The following is an 18,611-nucleotide window of genomic DNA, read 5'->3' on the forward strand; positions in this document are numbered from 1 at the left end:
ACCATGGACAGGTGCCCGAGACCCGTGATCGAAACTCTGTCCAGTCGGTGGAGAAGGCGATGCGGTTGCTGCACGTCCTCGGCCGAGCCGGTACGCCATTGCCCCCAGGCGAACTGGCGGCGGCGACAGGACTGAGCAACACCGCGGCACATCGCTTGCTGCGCGCCCTCGAGAAGGGAGGCGCGGTCGCTCGAATCGGTGACGGCCGCTACGCCATCGGTTTCCTCGCTCACGAACTCGCGGCACGCGCCGATCCACATGGACACATCCGGCTCGCGGCGACCGGGCCGATGCTGACCCTCCAGGAACAATGCGGCGGCGAAACGGTCGGCATCTACGTCCCCGTGAACTCCGCCGAGTTCATGTGTATCGAGACCATCCCGAGCAAGCACGGGATCAGGTACATGGAGGTGCTCTATCGGCCGATCACCATCGGCCGGGGCGCCACAAGCCTGGTGTTTCTCGCCGCGATGGAGGATCGGTACGGCCACGACGCCCTGCTCAGCTACCTGCATGGCATCCCCGACCATCTCCGCCCATTCCCGGCCGCCGAACTCGCCGACCGGGTCCACTACGTCATCACCAACGGGTATGCCGAGTCCGAAGGCACCCGGGTTCCGGGCCTCACCTCGCTCTCGGCGCCCATCCGCGGCAGGCTCGGTGGAACCCTTGGCGCCCTGACGCTGTCGTGGCCGTCCGGGCGGGCGGATCGGGCGACCCTCCCCGACTGGACACACCGCCTTCGCGCCGCCACGGCAGCCGTCGCCGAACGCCTCTCCAGCGAGTTCCCAGGCGACGCCGCCGCCAGCACGTACGGGCACCTCACAAACGCGGCTGCGCCCGCCCGACAGTAATCGACGTTGGCGACGACCACATTGGACGATTTCCCAATATCAATCCAAAGAGGACACCGTCTCGTTCGTTCGCCTCGACGGAGACCATTGAACGATAGAAAACTGAGATGGCTACATGCCTCAACGGCATGACTGTCCGAGGAACTCCACGACGAGGGAACTCGACAATGGCCTACACTCCTCGAAGTACGCATGCCGCGCGCCCGCGAAAATGTGCGCTCGCGCCTGCGGAATACGCTCTGCGAGCAACTGAGCGTTGGCCACCGGTGCCAGCACGTCGTCGTCACCGTGAAGGATCAGTGTGGACGCGGCGATGTCGGGGAGAACGTCCCAGGCGTCGTGGGAATTGCTCGCCAGGAGATGACCGCGCACGGCGTGCGGCGGCATGCCGTGATCGCCGAGAGTCGTGTACGGACCGGGATTCTCCGCACGCCATCCTGGCGTGTACATCATGTCCACGAGCGCGGTCCGCGAATCGGGCCGAACCAGCGCGCGCCGGACTTCGTTGGTCCGCTCGATGCCATGCACACCTCCAGCCGATGTACAGCCGAGGACCAGCCGTCGCACCCGATGCGGATAGACCGCGGCGACCCATTGCGCGACCCGCCCACCCATGGACGTGCCGTAGACATCTGCCTGATCTACACCGAGTTTGTCCAGAACGGCGATCGCGTCATCCGCGAAACCTCGCGTCGAGTACGGCACATCGGGTTTGTCGCTCGCTCCAGTCCCCCTGTAGTCCATCGTGATCGTGCATCCAGAAAATCCGCACGAACACGGTCCCACCACGTGTGGTTGTTGGCTTGGCCAGCCAGTAGAAGGAGCGGCCGCCCGGCACCGCGCCGTTGACAGGCAAGATGTGTGCCGTCTTCGGCCTGAGCGTAGCCATGCTCAGTCATGACTGTCCTTCCTCGACCCGGGCGGTCAACGATAATCCGTTGTGGACGACCGTGCGGACCCTGCGCTTGCCGAAAATCTCATCCGTGCTGGTCAGATGCTGTACACGGTGAATCAGCACCATCCACTTACCGTTCGGCGGCCCTACGGCAGGATGACCGGCCGTGCTGCTACGACTTGCCTACCTCGGCCTCACCAACACCTTCGCCCTGCTCCGACTGCTCCCGATGAGCGACAGGGACAAAGACATCGAGATCCTGGCATTGCGCCACCAGATCGGAATGCTGCAGCGGCAACTCGGTCACACGCGGGCACGGTTCAGTCCAGCCGACCGGGCGTTGCTCGCCGCACTCCTGCACCGATTACCACGCCAGACGTTGCACAGACTCCGCCTGCTGGTACGCCCGGACACTATCCTTCGCTGGCACCGCGACCTGCTCCGCCGACGCCACGCCACGGCGTCCCGACCGAAACGACCCGGCCGACCGCGCACCATACGGTCCATTAGAGTCCTGGTCCTACGCTTGGCCAAGGAGAACACGAACTGGGGCTACCGCCGGATCCACGGCGAACTCCTCGTCCTGGGCGTGAAAGTCGCCGCATCCACCGTGTGGCAGATCCTCACCGACGCGAGCATCGACCCGGCGCCCAATCGCACATCCAGCACCTGGGCCCAATTCCTGCGCTCCCAAGCCGAGGTCCTGCTGGCCTGCGACTTCTTCGAAACCGTCACCCTCACCGGCGCCCGGATGTACGTGCTAGCCGTGATCGAACACGCGCAGCGCCGGATCCGCATCCTCGGCGCCACACCACATCCGACCGCAGCATGGGTGGCCCAAGTTGTCCGCAACCTCATCATGGACCTCGACAACACTGGCCGCCGCGCCCGGTTCCTGATCCGCGATCGGGACGGCAAGTTCCCTCCCCTGTTCGACACCATCCTTGCCGACGCCGACATCCAAGGTCGAGATCAGGGGTCGCAGTTCTCTGTCCGTTGCGGTGCTTGTGTTCGAGCGAGAGAACGGAGTGCCGCGCCGCTGAGTTCAGCTCGGCTGATTTGCCGTCGTTGCCGTCACGGCGGCAAGCGCACGTCGATGGCGGCAACGACGGCATGTCTAGGTCACCTATGCTGCGATCGCGTCAGCCAGGCGGGCGAGATCTTCGGCCTCTCCTGGGGCCATTCCAATCCCTGTCTGCCGGTACAGGTGCGTCTGACCGTCCAGCCAGCTGGTGAATCCGGCGGCTGCCTCTGGGCCGGTGAGATTCAGGGCGGTACCGACCTGGTGCCAGTCCCTGACTGCGTGGGCCCGCAACAGTTGGGCCACTGTCACCCATCGGCCTGCTGTGACCTCTCGGGCAAGCCGGGTGCCTACCACGAGTTCGGTCCAGCAATCTTCGACATCGACCGGCTGTCCGGTGTGGGTCCGCGTGGACGGTGCGGTGAAGTGCGTCGCTCCACCACGCCACGAGCGTGCCAACCGGCACGTGCAAGGCTGGGTCGTGCGGGTTCCGGCTATGGAACACGGCGCTATCGACCTGCGAGTGTGGCTCGCTACTGATGTTCGTCATGGGTCCAGCTCCCCTCCAGTGTTCAAGACCCCGGCGGGGTGCCGAATCGGCGGTGGTGAGGGTGCGTCGGGCAGCGCGGACCTGGTAGCGGCCCCAGCGTTCGTTCATGCCGAACATGTCGGCAAGTTCTCTGCCGGTACACGGCAAACCGTCGGCGACGGTCTTGAGGTATCGCTGCCGAGCCGCTTGCCGGACTGTTTCACTAGAGCTCTCGTCCCGGTCGGGTACGGCCACCAGGATCGGCGCCAGTGCCGACACGTCTGCCGCGGCCGGGCTGTTGGTCGGTCCGGTGGTTGTCGATGCCGTGCCGTCCTGCCGAGGCGTTGCCGTAGGTGCCGTGATCGACGGCAAGGCGGCATGATCGTGTGCCGTGGACGGTGCCCATTGCGGCAGCGCAACGGCAAGAGCAGATGCCGGGTGCGCGATGTCTTCTGTGCCAGGGTGTTTGCTGGCTACGTGGATTTGACTCATGAGTAGTTCGTAGGCCAGTAGCAGCGCGATCGGCGGCCAGGCGGCCACGGCTCTGCCGATCAGGGTGGGTTCGGCTGCCGCGATGTTGGCCGCCAGCGATGCCGCGATGCCCAGCGTGAGACACACTTACGCGGAAAGGCTCACTGACACAGAAGGCTCCACAGCTTGTAGGCCGGCGAATCGGTGTCGAAGTGAACCCACTCGGCCTCATGCATCGGCAACTCTGCCGGAATCTCAGCCAGCAAGTTCGAAATCTCTGCTGCATGGACTTCCGGAACGTCCACCGTCACGCCGGGCAGCCCTTCCTTGATGCTCAGGAACGTTAGGGCCAAGACATCGGCTGGCGTGATCCGATTTTCCGACGATCCGACGTCGCCGCCGGTGAAGCGTTCAAAATGCCGACCGGTGTAGAGCTCGCCGTCTGTGGCGTCCTGCGCGAAGTACCGCCGCAACGCAGAAATCGACCTGGCCCGGCGGGAATCACGGACGTAATTGTCCAGAAGCTCATGCCGGGAGGCGTAGGTTCGTGAGTCCGGCGGCATAAATTCTCGCTTCCCGGGTTACCCTGGCCAGCGGGTTGAGGTTGCATGTCGGATGTTTACCCGTATGATCGCCTCAACTACAGATGGATTATCTACCCGCCGCACGAGCTCGTTACGTGTAGCGGTTTGAACGATTCGAGGTATAAATCTAATGGCTCAGAAAGTCACCGTTCAGCTGGTGGACGACCTGGACGGCTCAGTCGCTGAGGACATCAGCACCGTCACCTTCGGCCTGGATGGGGCCAGCTACGAGATTGACCTGACCGGCGGCAACGCCGAAAAGTTGCGGAAGAACCTGGCCGACTTCGTCGGCGCAGCCCGTCGGACCGGCGGCCGGGTCAAGCGGGGGACCGGCATCAAGGGCGCGGCTACGCCAGCGGCCAATCGCGAGCAAACGAGGGCCATCCGCGAATGGGCCCGCAAGAACGGCTTCGACTTGTCGGACCGGGGCCGCATCCCGTCCAACGTCCTGGAGGCGTTCGAGGATGCTCACAGCGGCAAGAAGGCCAAAGCTAAATAGTCCACTTGAGACCGCGAATGCGAGACTGTCCGGCGCTCGCCACAATGCAACGCCGGGCAGCCTTATTTCCATCTTGGAGTCATCGCACCTGGGTGCCGCATCAGGAAGCCCTCGAGCGCACGCAGGTCAAGAATCTGATTGCCCTTCAAGATCTTTCCGGCAACGGACCTTGTACCGCTCGAAAAGTCATCGCTGCACGTCAAGCGGCGTAGTGGTACTCGTTGACGAGCCCATTGAGGATACCGGTGCGGAGCAACGTGCGGGTGTTGGCTCCATGCGCTGGGCTGGTGGGGCGACGATCTTGAGCTACATGATCAACGACGGCAGTATGGCCAGAATCAGCAGGGTCGGCAGTGCGGCTATGCACAACACGATGTAGCACGCCTCCAACCGGCTGGACCAGCTGTTCGGTCTGCGAGCCATGAAGATCACGATCTATCACTGGATTTCAATGCGCGAACGGCCTCGTGGATTCTCAACGTGACCATGTGTGGGGGCGTGCCAAGAAACGGTGGCGACTTCGTTCGCGGTTCGATCATGGAGATATGTTTGCTCGAGGGCTTCGCGTTGCGCCTACGAAAGCCGGTGGGGCGCACGGTGGCTGCACGATCGCGGCCCGAGTCCGGTTCGGCAGCATGGCGATACCGTACGCGCACATGGTCACAACCGCCCCCGAAGCATTTGTCCAATACGTGACAGTTGCCGAATATGGCCAGAAATGGGATCCGTGAATAGTCGTCCCACTCGAACGACGCGGTGCGGTCGGTCGGACATAACACCCGCACCAACCTGTACCGCTCAAAAAGTCGTTGTTGCACGTTGCCCCGTGCTCGAATACGAGCACGGGGACAGAGCGCAAATTGCGGTGAGCATGTACGGCTCGCTGTGGGCGTATCAAGGGCTACTCTGGGACCGGTGAACCTTGTACCGCTCGAAAAGCCGTAGCGCCTGGTCAGGACACCAAGCAAGCGTTGAGATCGCTGGCCCAGCGATCGTGTCATTGCTGTATCACCTGACCCGACGACTGCTGTCCGTCCCCGCGATGTTGCTGCACCGCGACACCACCAAGGACGCCGAACTGCTTGCACTCCGACATGAGAACGCCGTCCTCCGCCGCCAGATCACCGGCCAAGTCCGATACGAACCAGCAGACCGTTTCTGGTTCGCCACGGTGTCCTCGCTACTCCCCCGACGCCGCTGGCACGAGATCTTCCCCGTCCAACCCGCAACGATCCTCACCTGGCATCGCAGATTCATCGCCTGGAAGTGGGACTACAGCGCACGCCGGGGCTCCACTGGACGACCACCCACCCGCTCAGCGATCAAGAAGCTCGTCCTTCGCCTGGCCGACGAAAATCCGCGTTGGGGGCACAGGAGGATCCAAGGCGAGCTGGCCGGGCTCGGGCATAAGATCGCTGCTTCAACAGTGTGGGAGATCCTGAAGTCCGGCGGCGTCGATCCCGCCCCACGCCGAGCCGGTCCCACGTGGAAACAGTTCCTGGCCAACCAGGCCCGCGGCATCCTCGCGGCAGACTTCTTCCACCTCGACACCGCGCTCGGCAAACGCCTCTACGCCCTGGTGCTCCTCGAACACGGCACACGACGACTACACATCGCCGGCATCACCGAACACCCCACCCAAGACTGGACAACCCAACAGGCCCGCAACCTCACCACCGATCTCGGCACAGAACTGGGCGCGCTCCGCTTCCTGCTCCGCGACCGCGACCGCAAATACTCGGCCGCCTTCGACGCCGTCTTCCAAGCCGAAGACATCAACCTCCTGACCAGCGCACCCCAAGCACCGAAGATGAACGCACACTGCGAACGCCTCATCAGAACCCTCCGCAACGAGGTCTGCGACCACATGCTCATCCTCAACGAGACACACGCCCGACACGTCCTCGCCGAGTACCAACGGCACTACAACCAACACCGGCCCCACCAGGCCCGACAACAACGACCACCCGAACCTCACCCACAGCACGAACGAACGCACGGAGTCAACGCCCGTACGTTGCTACGCACCCGCGTCCTCAATGGACTCATCAACGAATACCACTACGCGGCTTGACGTGCAGCGATGACTTTTCGAGCGGTACACGCTGCCCGGGACAGCGGGAGTCCGCCGGCCGGAAGGGATCGGCCAAGCCGCGCAAGGGGTCGCCGTGGCTGGCCGAGACGCTCACCGAGTGCGCGTGGGCGGCGGTCAAGACCAAGGGCACCTACCTGTCTGCCTACTACCGGGTGGTGATGCGTCGTCAGGGTAAGCAGAAGGCGATCATGGCGGTTGCCCACAAGATCCTGGTGATCGCCTGGTATCTACTGTCCACCGGCGAGCTCTATGACGATCCGGGTGGGGCCGCGTTGCGCAAGACCACGCAGGAACAAGCGCGACGCCGCGCTGTGCGGCAACTGGAGGCTCTCGGCTATCGGGTCACCATCGCCCCTCGGGAAGGCCACGCGGCCTGACCTCGTAGGTTCCGGAAATTTTCGGAGCAGCAGGAGTGGGGCCGGTCAAGGGGTGCTGCTGACCTTGTTTTGGTCTTTCTGTCTGGGTTGTGGGCGCGCCGAGGTGAGGCGTCGGGGTCAAGGCTCAGGCGGAGCCCGACCGCGTTACGGCCGGAGGGCCTTGACCCTCTTTGCCAGGCTCGTGTGAGACACCCGGTGTGAGTACCGGGGTTCCTGACCAAGGGCGGGATCGGAGATCCTTGTGTACGTGTCCACCCCGTCTGACGACCAGCCCAGCCCGTCGACCCCGGCCGCCCAAGCTGCCCGAGGTGGCCTGGATCAACCAACCCATCGAACAACCACAGCCAACCTCATAGGCACAAACCGTCTCAATTGGACTTGACAACTACCGTGACGCCGGTGCCGGGCTATGACCCGCAACCGTTGAGCGTGTTGTTCGGCAGCGGGAGCGCTTCCCGCCCCGTCCCGCCGAGCAGTGGTGGCCGCATACCGCGCAGACGCCGGAGGAAACCGTCTGGAGGCTGACCTCCCCACCGTTTCTTCCCGAGGCCAAGCCAACCGGGCGGGACGGCGGCGCGGGGGTCGTCAAGCTGCTGCGCTGGCTGTCCTCGTTTCCCGGCCGCACTTGGCAGGAACGCGGGCTGGCCAGCGGAGCCGAGCCCCCTGTTCCCTCGGCAGACTTGCCGCCAACGTGTAGGTGCGCGCAACCTCAACCGATCCGTCGCGCGCCGCTATGTAGTCGGACACATCTGGTGCCATTCCGGTGGCACGTATGGACAAACCACGTTTATGTCCTTTTTGTACATCGCATTGTCGATTGCTTTCGCCGTCACTGAGATCGTCGCGGTGACACCAGGTGCCAGACCGATCTCCGGACGGTGAGGTTGAGAACGTCGCCGTTCCCACTGCTTTTACCATCGGCGAGCTCAGCAGCCGAGGATCCCTGGCGCGGACGACGCGTTCGCGATCCACGAACTGTGTCCCGCCGACCCCGATAGGTTGCCGCCCCGGCCACGCTGCACATCGTTGCCTTCGAGACTGCAGATGACGTCGTCTACGTGACGTTCCATGAGGTAGTCGTTGGCTTGTTGTGCCTCGATGACTGATGGACGTGGCTTGCGAGCCTTCCCTCGCTGGAGGGCTCGCAAGCCACAAGAGACGGGCAGCCCAGGTGCGGGGCGCGGCACACTGGGATCACCCCGCTCTGTACTGCCCGTCCTGTCCCCGATTTGTCAGTACAGTCGTGCCTCCGTGGAGGTCGGTCTGCACCTCAACGTGCCCCAGCACATCGACCAGTCAGCCCCAGCGAAACGTGGGATTTGGTGTCCGGTGTGGTCGCGGCAAGGCCCGCGAAGCGGCCCGGAAGATCATCGAGGATTCCGGCCCAATAGTTCGCCGTGACTCGAGTGCGTAGGCGATGGCCTGGTAGGTGGCGAGGCAGATTCCTTCACGCAACGCGATCGTGAACTTCTCGTCCCCGAACGCCTGACGGATTCGTTGCTCGCACTGATCGTGGGACGGGCCAGATGCCTGAGCGTGGCCGGCGACGCGCGCGCATGGGAGGACAACCGAATGACTCTTTTGGGTTAACCCGCACGAGTTGTTCGACCGGTAAGATACTAACTTCCGGTGGGTATGGTCGCCGTCCGAACGGACGGTGATTGTAGATGTTTTCGCGGATCATGACCCGACCGTGACCATCTCGGTTTGGGCGACGGCGCGTGTTGCGGTGCACGGCAGCGGGCATCTCCAAGGTTGGCGCCCGGAACCTGTCGCCGTGCCTCCTCGCGACCCCTGACAAGCAGAAGGGGGTACCATTGGTGAGTCTACGGCGCTCGGGACGCACGGGCGACCCCGTGACTCTATCGCAGGCGAACTCGGTGTTACCGGTGCAGCCTGCGGACGATGCCGGTCTCGACGAGAAACGGGCCTTCTATGAAGCTCGGGCGGCGATGTACCGGCGGGTGTCGGAAAGCGACCCCGATCACTACTGGGAAGCGCTGGCCTGCGCTGGGCTTGAGCAGGAGAAGGCGGACGAGTTCGCGGAGGAGGCCAGGAATCCAGAGATTCCACAGTAGATATGTCCATAGTATACAGTGAATATACGGCTGGTCGCGCGGCGATGTTGTATGTCTTGTTGTGCTGTAACGGGAAACAGGGCGCAGAAGCGTAATGTGGTTGGCGCCTCCCCGTTTCCGTGCTGTCCTGTACCGTGTCAAGAGTTGACGCAATGCCTGTGATCTGGCATCTCGTCGATTGAGTCAAGCGGTGCAAGGCTGTGAGGTTCCAAAACGCCGCCCTGCGGTCTTGAACTGCGGTGATGCGCCGTTCGACGGCAAGGCATGATCGTGGAACGTGTGGCTACGACTGATGTATCTGATCTTCGTTCAACTCGGTGGGTGGCTGGTCTTGCTTGGCCGGTCCTCGGCGTCCAAGGACGTGGAGTTGCTGGTGTTACGACACGAGGTCGCTGTGCTGCGCCGCACCAACCCACGCCCACGACTCGACTGGGCTGCCCGCGCCATACTCGCCGCACTGGTACGGCGACTACCCGATCTGCTGCGCAGACATCGAGTGGTCACACCAGGCACGATCCTGCGGTGGCACCGACGTTTGGTGGCCAGGAAGTGGACCTATCCACGACGAACAGGACGCCCTCCCGTTGACCACACCATCGTCGCGTTGATCGAACGAATGGCACGAGAGAACACCAGCTGGGGCTATCGCAGGATTCAGGGCGAACTGCTCCAACTCGGTCACCGCGTGTCCGCGTCGACCATCCGCCGCATGCTCACACGCTTGCAAATCCCGCCGGCACCAACCCGGGACTCCGACACATCGTGGCGGCGGTTCCTGCGCACCCAGGCGACCACGATGCTGGCGTGCGACTTCTTCACCGTGGACTGCGCCGTCACGTTGAAGCGGGTCTACGTGTTCTTCGCGCTCGAGGTCGCCACCCGCTGCGTCCACATCCTCGGCACCACAACACATCCCGACGGGCCGTGGACCACCCAACAAGCCTGCAATCTACTGATAGACCTGGACGACAGGGCTGACAGCTTCCGATTCCTGATCCGCGACCGGGCCGGCCAGTTCACCGCCTCGTTCGACGCCGTCTTCGCCAGCACCGATATCGAGATCATCAAGATTCCGCCGGGCTGTCCTCGCGCGAACTGTTACGCCGAGAGATTCGTCGGCACAGTACGGCGCGAGGTCACCGACCGCCTACTCATCGTCGGTGAGCGCCACCTGCGAACAGTTCTGACGCGGTATGTCACCCACGACAACACACGCCGGCCTCACCGGGCCAGGCAGCTCATGCCGCCACGACCTGAGCACCCGATTCCACACCCGAGCCACGCCCACGTTCGCCCCCGACCCATCCTCGGCGGCTTGATCAACGAATACGAACCCAGAGCAGCCTGACGCGCAGGTCACAGCCATAGAGCCGACTTCTGGAACCCACACGTCGGTCATGGTCTCACGGCGATGCGTGATGCCAAGACCGTGGCCTTCCTTGCCGAACGGTGTCGCGCTGCAGATCTGCCCGACGTCCTATCCGCCGCTTGGCGTGGCGACGCTGGATTCGGTGCCCTGCGTTCTTTGCTGGACGCCGGATTGCCCATCGCGTTGGGCTCAGGTGACCCGCTGTTGTTCGGCGCTGACGTGACGGCCAGTACGTCATCGCCCGTTCCGTCATCGGCCTGACTACATCCGAACTCGCTGCCCTCGCCCGATATTCGATCGAAGTCTTCCGCGCACCGATGGACGTCAAAAGTCAACTGTCAACGCTATCTCCACGTGGCTGGGTGTGCGAGACTCGTCCTGATCGTCCTTGGGGGGACACATGATCAGACTTCTTGCGCTGCCGGTTGTCGTCGTGCTGGCCGGGTGCAGTTCACCCGTCCCGCAGCCTCCGCCGCCCGCGCCGCCACCGTCGGCACCGTCGGCACCGAATGGGGCAGTGGGCAGTCAGGCGCTCAGTTACATGCTGGCGCCGGTCGCGTCCAGGGCGCTGTGTGGGGCACTGCCACCGGAAAGGTTGCAGCAGGCACTCGGTGCGAGCACGATCAAAGTCACGCCGGATCCCACGGGATTGGTCGCCTCCTGTGCGCTTTCCGCAAGTGAGCTATATGTCGACATCCGGCTCGAGCTCGACCAGGGCTTTGAACCGACCGAGACGATCGCGGGCAAGCCGGTTCAGGCCTTGCCCAGCTCCGGCCGGATCACCGCGTTCGACGTCGCCATCGCCGAATCGGTTGGCCCCGCCTGGCCCGACAGCACCCAGACGCCGATTCTTCGAGTGGGCGGCACCGGCGAGAAGGTGGCTGCCCCAGCGATCAGACGCCTGATCGAAGAGCTGGTGCCGGCATTGGCCAAGCCGGCCGATTCCCTGCCGGCGATCAGTCCGGATGGGACAGTCGCGTTCACCCCGGTCCCGTTCACCGCCGCAGGGTTGTTCGACCTGCCAACCCCGGTCCAGGGGCTGCGGCTGTGCTCGCTGATGAAGGAGAAGTTCGGCCACGAAGTGATCGGCGTCAAGGCGGCTGGCGACTGCACTGTCCGGTTGCCGAACGGCACGTCCATGGACGTCGCGCTGGCCGCGTTCACGCTTGGGGTCGAGTACGACGGTCCGAAGGTGGCCGGCCGACCCGCCAGCAGTGACGAGGATATGTTCCGGGTTCGGCTGAGTGACGTGGTGCAAGTGGATCTCAAGGTAGCTCCTGGCAACCGCGACGTCGCCGAGCGGCTGGTTCCGTTGCTGCTTCAGGGATAGGGGAACGGCGGGCGGCCGGACCCGGTGACCCGGGTGTTGCCCCACGGGCCGAGCTCGGCCAGCCAGGCTTGGGTGTCCGGGCCGCCGGGCAGGCGGAGGGGCACGTCCTGCCGGCCGGACATGTGCAGTTCGGTGACGACGGTGCGCTTGCCGAAAACCTCATCCGTCCTGGTCAGGCCATGTCACCAACTCCAACTCCGTTCGCCGCATACCCTCAGGGATCAACACGGCATGACTGGCCGTGCTGCTGCGAATGGCCTACCTCGGCCTGACCAACACCTTCGCTCTACTTCGTCTGATCCCGATGAGCAACCAGGCCAAAGACATCGAGATCCTCGCCCTGCGGCACCAGATCGGAGTACTGCAACGGCAACTCGGCGACACCGCAGTGCTGTTCAGTCCTGCGGACCGGGCGTTGCTTGCCGCGCTCGTGCATCGGTTCCTGCGCCAGATCTTGCACAGGCTCCGTCTGCTGGTGCGCCCGGACACGATCCTGCGCTGGCACCGCGACCTACTCCGCCGACGCCACGCCAGGATGTCCCGACCGAAAAGCCCAGGCCGACCGCGCACCATCCGGTCTATTCGAATGTTGGTTCTGCGCCTGGTCAAGGAAAACCCGAACTGGGGCTACCGCCGGATCCACGGCGAACTCCTTGCCCTGGGCCTGCAGATCGCCTGTCCTGGTCGAGAATGCGGCTACCCGGTTTGACCTGGGCGATCGTGACGTCCGATGATCGGCGGTCGTGTCTGTTCGTCTGATCTACCGGCTCTTCGGCCAGGTCCTGTCTTGGCTCGCCCTGTTCGCTCGATCGTCGGCGTCGAAGGACGCGGAGATACTCGCCTTGCGCCACGAGCTCGCCGTGCTGCGACGCAACAACCCGAGACCTCGCCTGTCCTGGCCGGATCGCGCGGTTCTCGCCGGGCTTGCCCGGATGCTCCCAAGAGCGCTATTCGTCCACCGGCTGGTCACGCCGGGAACGTTGTTGCGCTGGCACCGCAAGCTGATCGCCGCGCGGTGGCGACAACCAAAACCGCCGGGCCGTCCGCCGATCAGCGACGAACTGGCCACGTTCATCCTGCGCCTCGCGAGGGAGAACCGGACCTGGGGCGCGGTTCGCATCCAGGGCGAACTGCGTCGCCTCGGCCATCGAGTCGCCGCCTCGACCATCCGCAAAATCCTACGTGCCGGCGGGGTCCCGCCACCGACGCGCCGCGATGACACCTGGCGCACCTTCCTGCGTACTCAGGCCGACAGTCTGCTTGCGATCGACTTCTTCCACATCGACACCGTGACCCTGAAGCGGCTGTATGTCGCGTTCGTCATCGAAATCAAGACACGCAGAGTCCACCTACTCGGCATTACCCAGCATCCAACCGCAGACTGGGTGGCTCAGTTAGCCCGCGGTCTTGCCAGCGACCTAGAGGAGGCCGGGCACCGATTCAGACATCTCATTCGTGACCGCGATGCGAAGTTCGGCGCCGCGTTCGACGCGGTCCTCGCCTCCATCGGCATCAAGATCATGCTCACCGCCCCACAGGCCCCGCGGATGAACGCCTTCGCCGAACGCTGGATCGGATCCATCCGCCGAGAGTGCACCGACCGGATCCTCATCACCGGCGAACGCCACCTACGTCACGTGCTCAACGCCTACATCGCACATCACAACACCGCGCGCAGCCACCAAGACGATCGAATGCTTTTGCGCGCTCCCGACGACGAACCGAACACGACCCCGTTCCCTGCCCGGCTCGACAGAATCCGACGCCGACCGAGTCTCGGCGGACTGCTCAACGAATACCAACCCGCCGCGTGAAAGTCCAGGCCAGAACCAGCAACCGAGTTTTCGACCAGCACAGGCATGCACGTCTAGCTGCGACATTTGCATTAGCGACTGTCCAGTGTAGATGGTCGGTTATGGTCGTTTGTGGTCATTTTGCGGGAGTAAAGCGTGGGATTGATCTTGGCTCGAGTCCTCTGTGGACTCCCCGCAAGGAGGGGCTCCCTGCCATCCCGTCGACCTGACGCAGTCCTACCACAGTGGCCCCAGGGGTGCAGCCCTCGACGCTAGCACCGGCGACCGACTGGGCCGCCTGGCTGTGGCCGGACTGCTCATCATCCCGCCGGCCCAGTCGGTCGCCGACCGAGCCACTCGGGCTCTGCGCCCCTGGGGCCCCTGTGGTAGCCCCCGGGAGGTCGACGGGATGGCAGGCAAGCCCACGACGAACGCAACGTGACCGCATACCCCAGCCATCCTGGAGACCTGCCACGCGGCGAGCGCATTCCCGTCTGCGCCCACGACGACGCATCAATTCAAGCCGGTATCCCCACGGGACTGACTCCCCTTCGTGGGCGTTGGCTGTCTGTCATGACATCACAACGAGACGCTCACGCACGAACCGAGATCGTCGGACTGTCGATAGCGTAGTGGAATGCACCATTTTGCATGTACACGTTCACCCTCGTACGTAAGGTGATCCACCGCTGGGGCAGGGCCGCGACATGCTTGTACCAGCAGCAGTAACGGCCTGTACTAGTGAAGTCCGGCATTCCGTCGGTAAGAGTGTAGGGAACGCCATTCTGGTACATGACCACTGTGTACTGGTAACGCGACCAGTCCGGATTGACGTTGAGATAGAAATCAGCCTGCGCATATGAACCCCCGGAATAATCAATACATGCACCGATGGTTCCATTTTGCGGGGGCGGGGTGCAGCCGCCCGCGGCGGCCGCCGGTGACGCCGTGAGGACCAGCGTTCCAGTCGCGACCAGTGCCGTCGTGACGAACAGTTGAGTCAATCGTCGAAGCATTCATCCTCCTCTTCAAAATGTTGACGTGCCGCCAAAGCGTCTGCCATTTGAGAAGGCGGCAAGGTGACACTAATGACCAGGATTGTCCCGCACGTCAGCCCAAATCGTTTAGGCCGACCAAGCTTGTCGCGAGGAATCCGCTCGAGCAGTATGCTTTCGAAGCTGGAGACAACGGCTTTCCACGGCTCGTAGCGAGCCTCAAGGCGGCAACGAACGCACTCACATCGCACTGCCCAGCTCTGCGATTCATGCTGCCCCCTTTCAAACAGGACCCTCTCCGTCCAGATCGCACGACGGTGAGACCGCTAGGGTGAGCCTCCAGGACCAGCGAGCGAGAGCACAACGTGTTTCGGCCGAGCCCGAAACACCGAGGTGCCTGCTTGTGGAAGACTTTGCTGTTCCATGGCCTTGCGCCTGCCGGAAACCCCATCCGTCCTGGTCAAGCACTGTTTGACCAACAGCCGCTTCACCCGCACTCATGGCCGCCGACCACGGCAGGATGATCAGCCGTGCTGCTGCGACTGGCCTACCTCGGCCTGACCAATACCTTCGCCTTGCTTCGTCTGCTTCCGATGACCGACCGGGACAAGGACATCGAGATCCTCGTGTTGCGGCACCAGATCGCAGTGCTGCGACGGCAACTCGGCGACACCAGGGTGCGATTCGGCCCAACCGATAGAGCGTTACTCGCCGCACTCCTGCATCGACTACCGCGCCAGGCCTTGCACAGACTCCGTTTGCTGGTGCGCCCGGATACGATCCTGCGCTGGCACCGCGATCTTATGCGCCGACGCCACGCCAGGATGTCCCGACCGAAACGCCCAGGCCGGCCCCGCACCATCCGATCCGCACGAATCCTGGTCCTCCGCCTCGCGAAGGAGAACCCGAGTTGGGGCTACCGCCGCATCCACGGCGAACTCCTCGTGCTCGGCATCAAGGTCGCCGCCTCGACCGTGTGGCGGATCCTCACCGACGCCGGCATCGCCCCTGCGCCCGAACGCGCGTCGAGCACCTGGGCCCAGTTCCTCCGCTCCCAGGCCGAGGTCCTGCTGGCCTGCGATTTCTTCGAAACCGTCACCCTGACCGGTGCACGGATGTACGTACTGGCAGTCATCGAACACGCCCACCGCAGGATCCGCATCCTCGGCGCCACCCCATCCGACCGCGGCATGGGTCATGCAGGCCGCCCGCAACCTCTGCATGGACCTCGAGGACGCCCACTGCCGAGCGCGATTCCTGATCCGCGACAGAGACGGCAAATTCCCCCACCTGCTCGACGCCATCCTCGCCCACGCCGGCATCCAGGTCATCTTGAGCGGCATCCAGATGCCGAGAATGAACTCGATCGTCGAGCGGTGGATACAAACCTGCCGCCACGAACTCCTTGACCGCACCTTGATCTGGAACCAACGACACCTACTCCGCACGCTTCGCGAATACGAGCGGCACTACAACAACCACCGACCTCACCAAGGCATCGCCAACTCCCGACCGCTACAACCACTACCACCGCCGATCACGGACCAGACCAAGATCATCAGTATCAACATCCGCCGACGCCCGCGATTGGGAGGAATCCTCAACGAGTACCACCATGCCGCCTGACCTGCACGGATGACATTTTCGGCAAGCGCAGGGTTTGTCCTCAAGTTTGTGGTCTGGTAACGCATTGCGGCCTGCGAGGATCCATGCCCTGGTGGATGAGGCGCTGGCCATGGCCAACCGGACCGGCGAGTTACAACGGACCGGGCCGGTCGCCGCTGCACGAGCCGAAGCGGCCTGGCTGCAAGGTGAACCGGCCCGCGAGCGCGCCCTGGTCGAACGGACGATCGCGGGCGCGCCCACCGGTGGCGCCGCTGATTGGCAGATCGCCGAACTCGCGTACTGGCTGTGGAAGTGCAGCGGAACCACTCCGACGACAAGGACGACAGCGCCCACACCATACGCACTGCAGACAGTCGGCGACTGGGAAGCTGCCGCAACCCGTTGGTACGCAATCGGTTGCCCTTACCCATTGCCTGCGGATTGTGGAAGTCAAGTCCGGTCGTTGGCGTTGAGCAGGGCCAGGCCCAGGGCTGTAGGGCTGTGCAGCTTGCGGTTGCGGTCGCGGTCGCTGGTGATCAGGCCGGCTTGGCGGAGGATGGTGGTGTGCTCGCTGGCTGTGGCGGCGCTGGCGCCGATGCGGCGGGCGAGGTCGGTGGTGGTTGTGGGGTGGGCTGCGAGGGTTTCCAGGATGGCCGCGCGGGTGGCGCCGATCAGGGCGCTAAGTGCGCCGGGCGGGCGTTGGCCGATCGGTAGTGCGTCGGGTGGTTTAGCCACCGGGTAGACCAAGACCGGTGGAAGGTCGGGGTCGAACAGGGTGACAGGGCCGGTGAGACAGAAGTAGGACGGGATGAGCAGCAGGCCACGTCCATCGAGGTGCACTTCCTGGTCGCGGGGATGGGTGGGGAGGCAGAGTTGGCCGGAGTTCCAGTACATCACCGGGCGCAGGCTGGCCAGTAGTCCCTCGACGCCGCCGGTGCACAGTGCGGTGGTCCGGATCTGGCGGTCTTGGCTGACGGCCGAGTCGATGGTCCGCTGGTAGGGCGTGATCGTCAGTGAGTAGCAGGTGCGCATCGTGTCGGTGAGTTCGGTCAGTGTGCGGGGGTCGCCTGTGGCGAGCAGGCGGGCTCCACGGGGGAGCGGGCGGGACTGGGCGAGGTGCTGCAGGTCGTGGTGGATGGCGGTCTTGGGGGTGGAGCGGACGGCTTCCAGGCCGGGTTCGAGGCCGTGGATGGCCGCGTAGGGGTTGAGGAAGTCCGGGAAGTAGCCAACGGTTGGGGTGAGCGCGAGCAGCAGGCGTAGTCGCTCGCCGAGGCCGGCCTGCCGGATCGCGGGGCCGATGGTTCGTCGCCAGTGGCGGAAGAGCAGGTCGCCGGGCTGAGGCCGGAGCATGTGCAGGCTCATGACCAGTTCCCACAACGGATCCGGCGCGGGCGCGATCCGGGTTCGCGCGATGTCGTCGCTCGTGAAACAGATCCTGAGCATGCGATTACCCACCATGTTTCGGGCCACGCCGAATGTCGTTGAAGGCTCGAGCCGGCGCTAGCACTCTGCATCCAGGTGACTGGTCACCCAGGTGGAGGCCGGTGGGGTGGACCGAGATACATGCTGGGGGCTGTCGTGATGAAACCGCGACCGTGCTCTACGACTAAGCCCTACTTGTCACCTGTGCAGATCAACCGTAGGAGATGAGGCCCGATGAGACGTCCGATGATTCGAGTGCTGGCCAGAGCCTGTGCGGCGGCCGTGGTAGCGGCCGGCGTGCTGACCGCACCCGCGATTGCCACACCGTCTGGCGGGGGCGTGGGCACGACGGCCGTCTGGTGCGACTGGGTCGCCAGCTACGCGGGAGCATGGGTACCCGCCCGTCTGGAGCCGTTTACGGTGGATTGCGAGATGGGCCGGGGTGCGCACAGCCCGGCCGTGGAGAAGCTCCAGTACAGCATGAATTTGTGCTACGGCAAGGGCTTGCGGGTCGACAGCGACTTCGGAGGGGCGACCGAGAGAGCGCTGAAGGAGGTCCAGCGGGCCGTGGGCGCGGCGGTGGACGGCCGGTACGGGCCGGAGACACGGAGCAAGATGGTGCACCAGCCAATTTCCGGCTCCAGCTGCGTCCGGGTGCCGTAGACCCGGTGGTGGGCTCTGATCACGTCCGCGC

General features: G+C 64.1%; 19 protein-coding genes. 14 read left to right on the plus strand and 5 right to left on the minus strand.

Features of this window, described 5'->3' with window-relative positions; translation table 11 throughout:
- The first annotated feature begins 11 nt into the window (after positions 1 to 11).
- Positions 12 to 854, plus strand: coding sequence for an IclR family transcriptional regulator (locus JOF56_RS47700; RefSeq protein ID WP_209646110.1), 843 nt, complete (start codon positions 12 to 14; stop codon positions 852 to 854).
- Positions 855 to 974: 120 nt separating this feature from the next.
- On the opposite strand, the gene JOF56_RS47705 is transcribed toward JOF56_RS47700, so the two are convergent.
- Complete coding sequence (locus JOF56_RS47705; protein WP_372448325.1) at positions 975 to 1,643, minus strand: alpha/beta fold hydrolase; 669 nt, start codon at positions 1,641 to 1,643, stop codon at positions 975 to 977.
- 272 nt (positions 1,644 to 1,915) lie between these two features.
- On the opposite strand from JOF56_RS47705, the gene JOF56_RS59000 reads away from it, so the two are divergent.
- Positions 1,916 to 3,310 (plus strand): hypothetical protein, encoded by a 1,395-nt coding sequence (locus JOF56_RS59000; protein ID WP_245378708.1) that lies wholly within the window; start codon positions 1,916 to 1,918, stop codon positions 3,308 to 3,310.
- A gap of 621 nt (positions 3,311 to 3,931) precedes the next feature.
- On the opposite strand, the gene JOF56_RS47715 is transcribed toward JOF56_RS59000, so the two are convergent.
- The gene (locus JOF56_RS47715; protein ID WP_209646111.1) at positions 3,932 to 4,333 is read right to left on the minus strand and encodes a DUF6308 family protein; all 402 of its coding nucleotides are present in this window, start codon (positions 4,331 to 4,333) and stop codon (positions 3,932 to 3,934) included.
- A 151-nt stretch (positions 4,334 to 4,484) separates the two neighbouring features.
- Here JOF56_RS47715 and JOF56_RS47720 point away from each other — a divergent pair, with 151 nt between their 5' ends.
- The 7 genes from JOF56_RS47720 (at position 4,485) to JOF56_RS47755 (ending at position 12,102) form a co-directional block, all read left to right on the plus strand.
- Complete coding sequence (locus JOF56_RS47720; protein ID WP_209646112.1) at positions 4,485 to 4,853, plus strand: histone-like nucleoid-structuring protein Lsr2; 369 nt, start codon at positions 4,485 to 4,487, stop codon at positions 4,851 to 4,853.
- 994 nt (positions 4,854 to 5,847) lie between these two features.
- Positions 5,848 to 6,927, plus strand: coding sequence for an integrase core domain-containing protein (locus JOF56_RS47725; protein ID WP_307855593.1), 1,080 nt, complete (start codon positions 5,848 to 5,850; stop codon positions 6,925 to 6,927).
- Entirely contained in the window at positions 6,924 to 7,325 is a 402-nt protein-coding gene (locus tag JOF56_RS47730) for a transposase (protein WP_209646113.1), read from the plus strand. The genes JOF56_RS47725 and JOF56_RS47730 overlap by 4 nt, the downstream gene beginning before the upstream one ends.
- A 1,856-nt stretch (positions 7,326 to 9,181) precedes the next feature.
- Positions 9,182 to 9,403: an AMED_5909 family protein gene (locus JOF56_RS47735; protein WP_209646114.1), complete on the plus strand. Its 222-nt coding sequence runs from the start codon at positions 9,182 to 9,184 to the stop codon at positions 9,401 to 9,403.
- Between the two features lie 277 nt (positions 9,404 to 9,680).
- Positions 9,681 to 10,751, plus strand: a complete 1,071-nt coding sequence (locus JOF56_RS59005; protein ID WP_307855594.1) for an integrase core domain-containing protein — start codon at positions 9,681 to 9,683, stop codon at positions 10,749 to 10,751.
- A gap of 63 nt (positions 10,752 to 10,814) precedes the next feature.
- A complete protein-coding gene (locus JOF56_RS47750; protein ID WP_209646115.1) occupies positions 10,815 to 11,033 on the plus strand; it encodes a hypothetical protein in 219 nt (72 codons plus the stop codon).
- A 139-nt stretch (positions 11,034 to 11,172) separates the two neighbouring features.
- Complete coding sequence (locus JOF56_RS47755; RefSeq protein ID WP_209646116.1) at positions 11,173 to 12,102, plus strand: hypothetical protein; 930 nt, start codon at positions 11,173 to 11,175, stop codon at positions 12,100 to 12,102.
- Here JOF56_RS47755 and JOF56_RS47760 read toward each other — a convergent pair.
- Positions 12,093 to 12,278 carry a DUF4873 domain-containing protein gene (locus tag JOF56_RS47760; RefSeq protein ID WP_307855833.1) on the minus strand — a complete coding sequence of 62 codons (186 nt, stop codon included), beginning with the start codon at positions 12,276 to 12,278 and terminating at the stop codon, positions 12,093 to 12,095. The two genes, JOF56_RS47755 and JOF56_RS47760, sit on opposite strands and share 10 nt — an antisense overlap.
- A 65-nt stretch (positions 12,279 to 12,343) precedes the next feature.
- Here JOF56_RS47760 and JOF56_RS47765 point away from each other — a divergent pair, with 65 nt between their 5' ends.
- Positions 12,344 to 12,811, plus strand: a complete 468-nt coding sequence (locus tag JOF56_RS47765; protein ID WP_209646118.1) for a helix-turn-helix domain-containing protein — start codon at positions 12,344 to 12,346, stop codon at positions 12,809 to 12,811.
- A 34-nt stretch (positions 12,812 to 12,845) separates the two neighbouring features.
- Complete coding sequence (locus tag JOF56_RS47770; RefSeq protein WP_209646119.1) at positions 12,846 to 13,916, plus strand: integrase core domain-containing protein; 1,071 nt, start codon at positions 12,846 to 12,848, stop codon at positions 13,914 to 13,916.
- Positions 13,917 to 14,488: 572 nt separating this feature from the next.
- Here the strand turns inward: JOF56_RS47770 and JOF56_RS47775 are convergent.
- Entirely contained in the window at positions 14,489 to 14,911 is a 423-nt protein-coding gene (locus JOF56_RS47775) for a hypothetical protein (protein WP_209646120.1), read from the minus strand.
- A 509-nt stretch (positions 14,912 to 15,420) separates the two neighbouring features.
- Between JOF56_RS47775 and JOF56_RS59010 the strand changes: the two genes are divergently transcribed.
- A complete protein-coding gene (locus JOF56_RS59010) occupies positions 15,421 to 16,299 on the plus strand; it encodes a helix-turn-helix domain-containing protein (RefSeq protein WP_245381311.1) in 879 nt (292 codons plus the stop codon).
- Positions 16,247 to 16,516, plus strand: coding sequence for an integrase core domain-containing protein (locus tag JOF56_RS59015; protein WP_245380878.1), 270 nt, complete (start codon positions 16,247 to 16,249; stop codon positions 16,514 to 16,516). The genes JOF56_RS59010 and JOF56_RS59015 overlap by 53 nt, the downstream gene beginning before the upstream one ends.
- A gap of 429 nt (positions 16,517 to 16,945) precedes the next feature.
- On the opposite strand, the gene JOF56_RS47790 is transcribed toward JOF56_RS59015, so the two are convergent.
- Positions 16,946 to 17,938, minus strand: a complete 993-nt coding sequence (locus JOF56_RS47790) for an ArsR/SmtB family transcription factor (protein WP_209646121.1) — start codon at positions 17,936 to 17,938, stop codon at positions 16,946 to 16,948.
- 213 nt (positions 17,939 to 18,151) lie between these two features.
- On the opposite strand from JOF56_RS47790, the gene JOF56_RS47795 reads away from it, so the two are divergent.
- Positions 18,152 to 18,580 carry a peptidoglycan-binding domain-containing protein gene (locus JOF56_RS47795; RefSeq protein ID WP_209646122.1) on the plus strand — a complete coding sequence of 143 codons (429 nt, stop codon included), beginning with the start codon at positions 18,152 to 18,154 and terminating at the stop codon, positions 18,578 to 18,580.
- Positions 18,581 to 18,611 lie beyond the last annotated feature (31 nt).

Origin of the sequence: Kibdelosporangium banguiense, from assembly GCF_017876405.1 — a bacterium.
In the GTDB taxonomy this organism is placed as follows: Bacteria; Actinomycetota; Actinomycetes; order Mycobacteriales; family Pseudonocardiaceae; genus Kibdelosporangium; species Kibdelosporangium banguiense.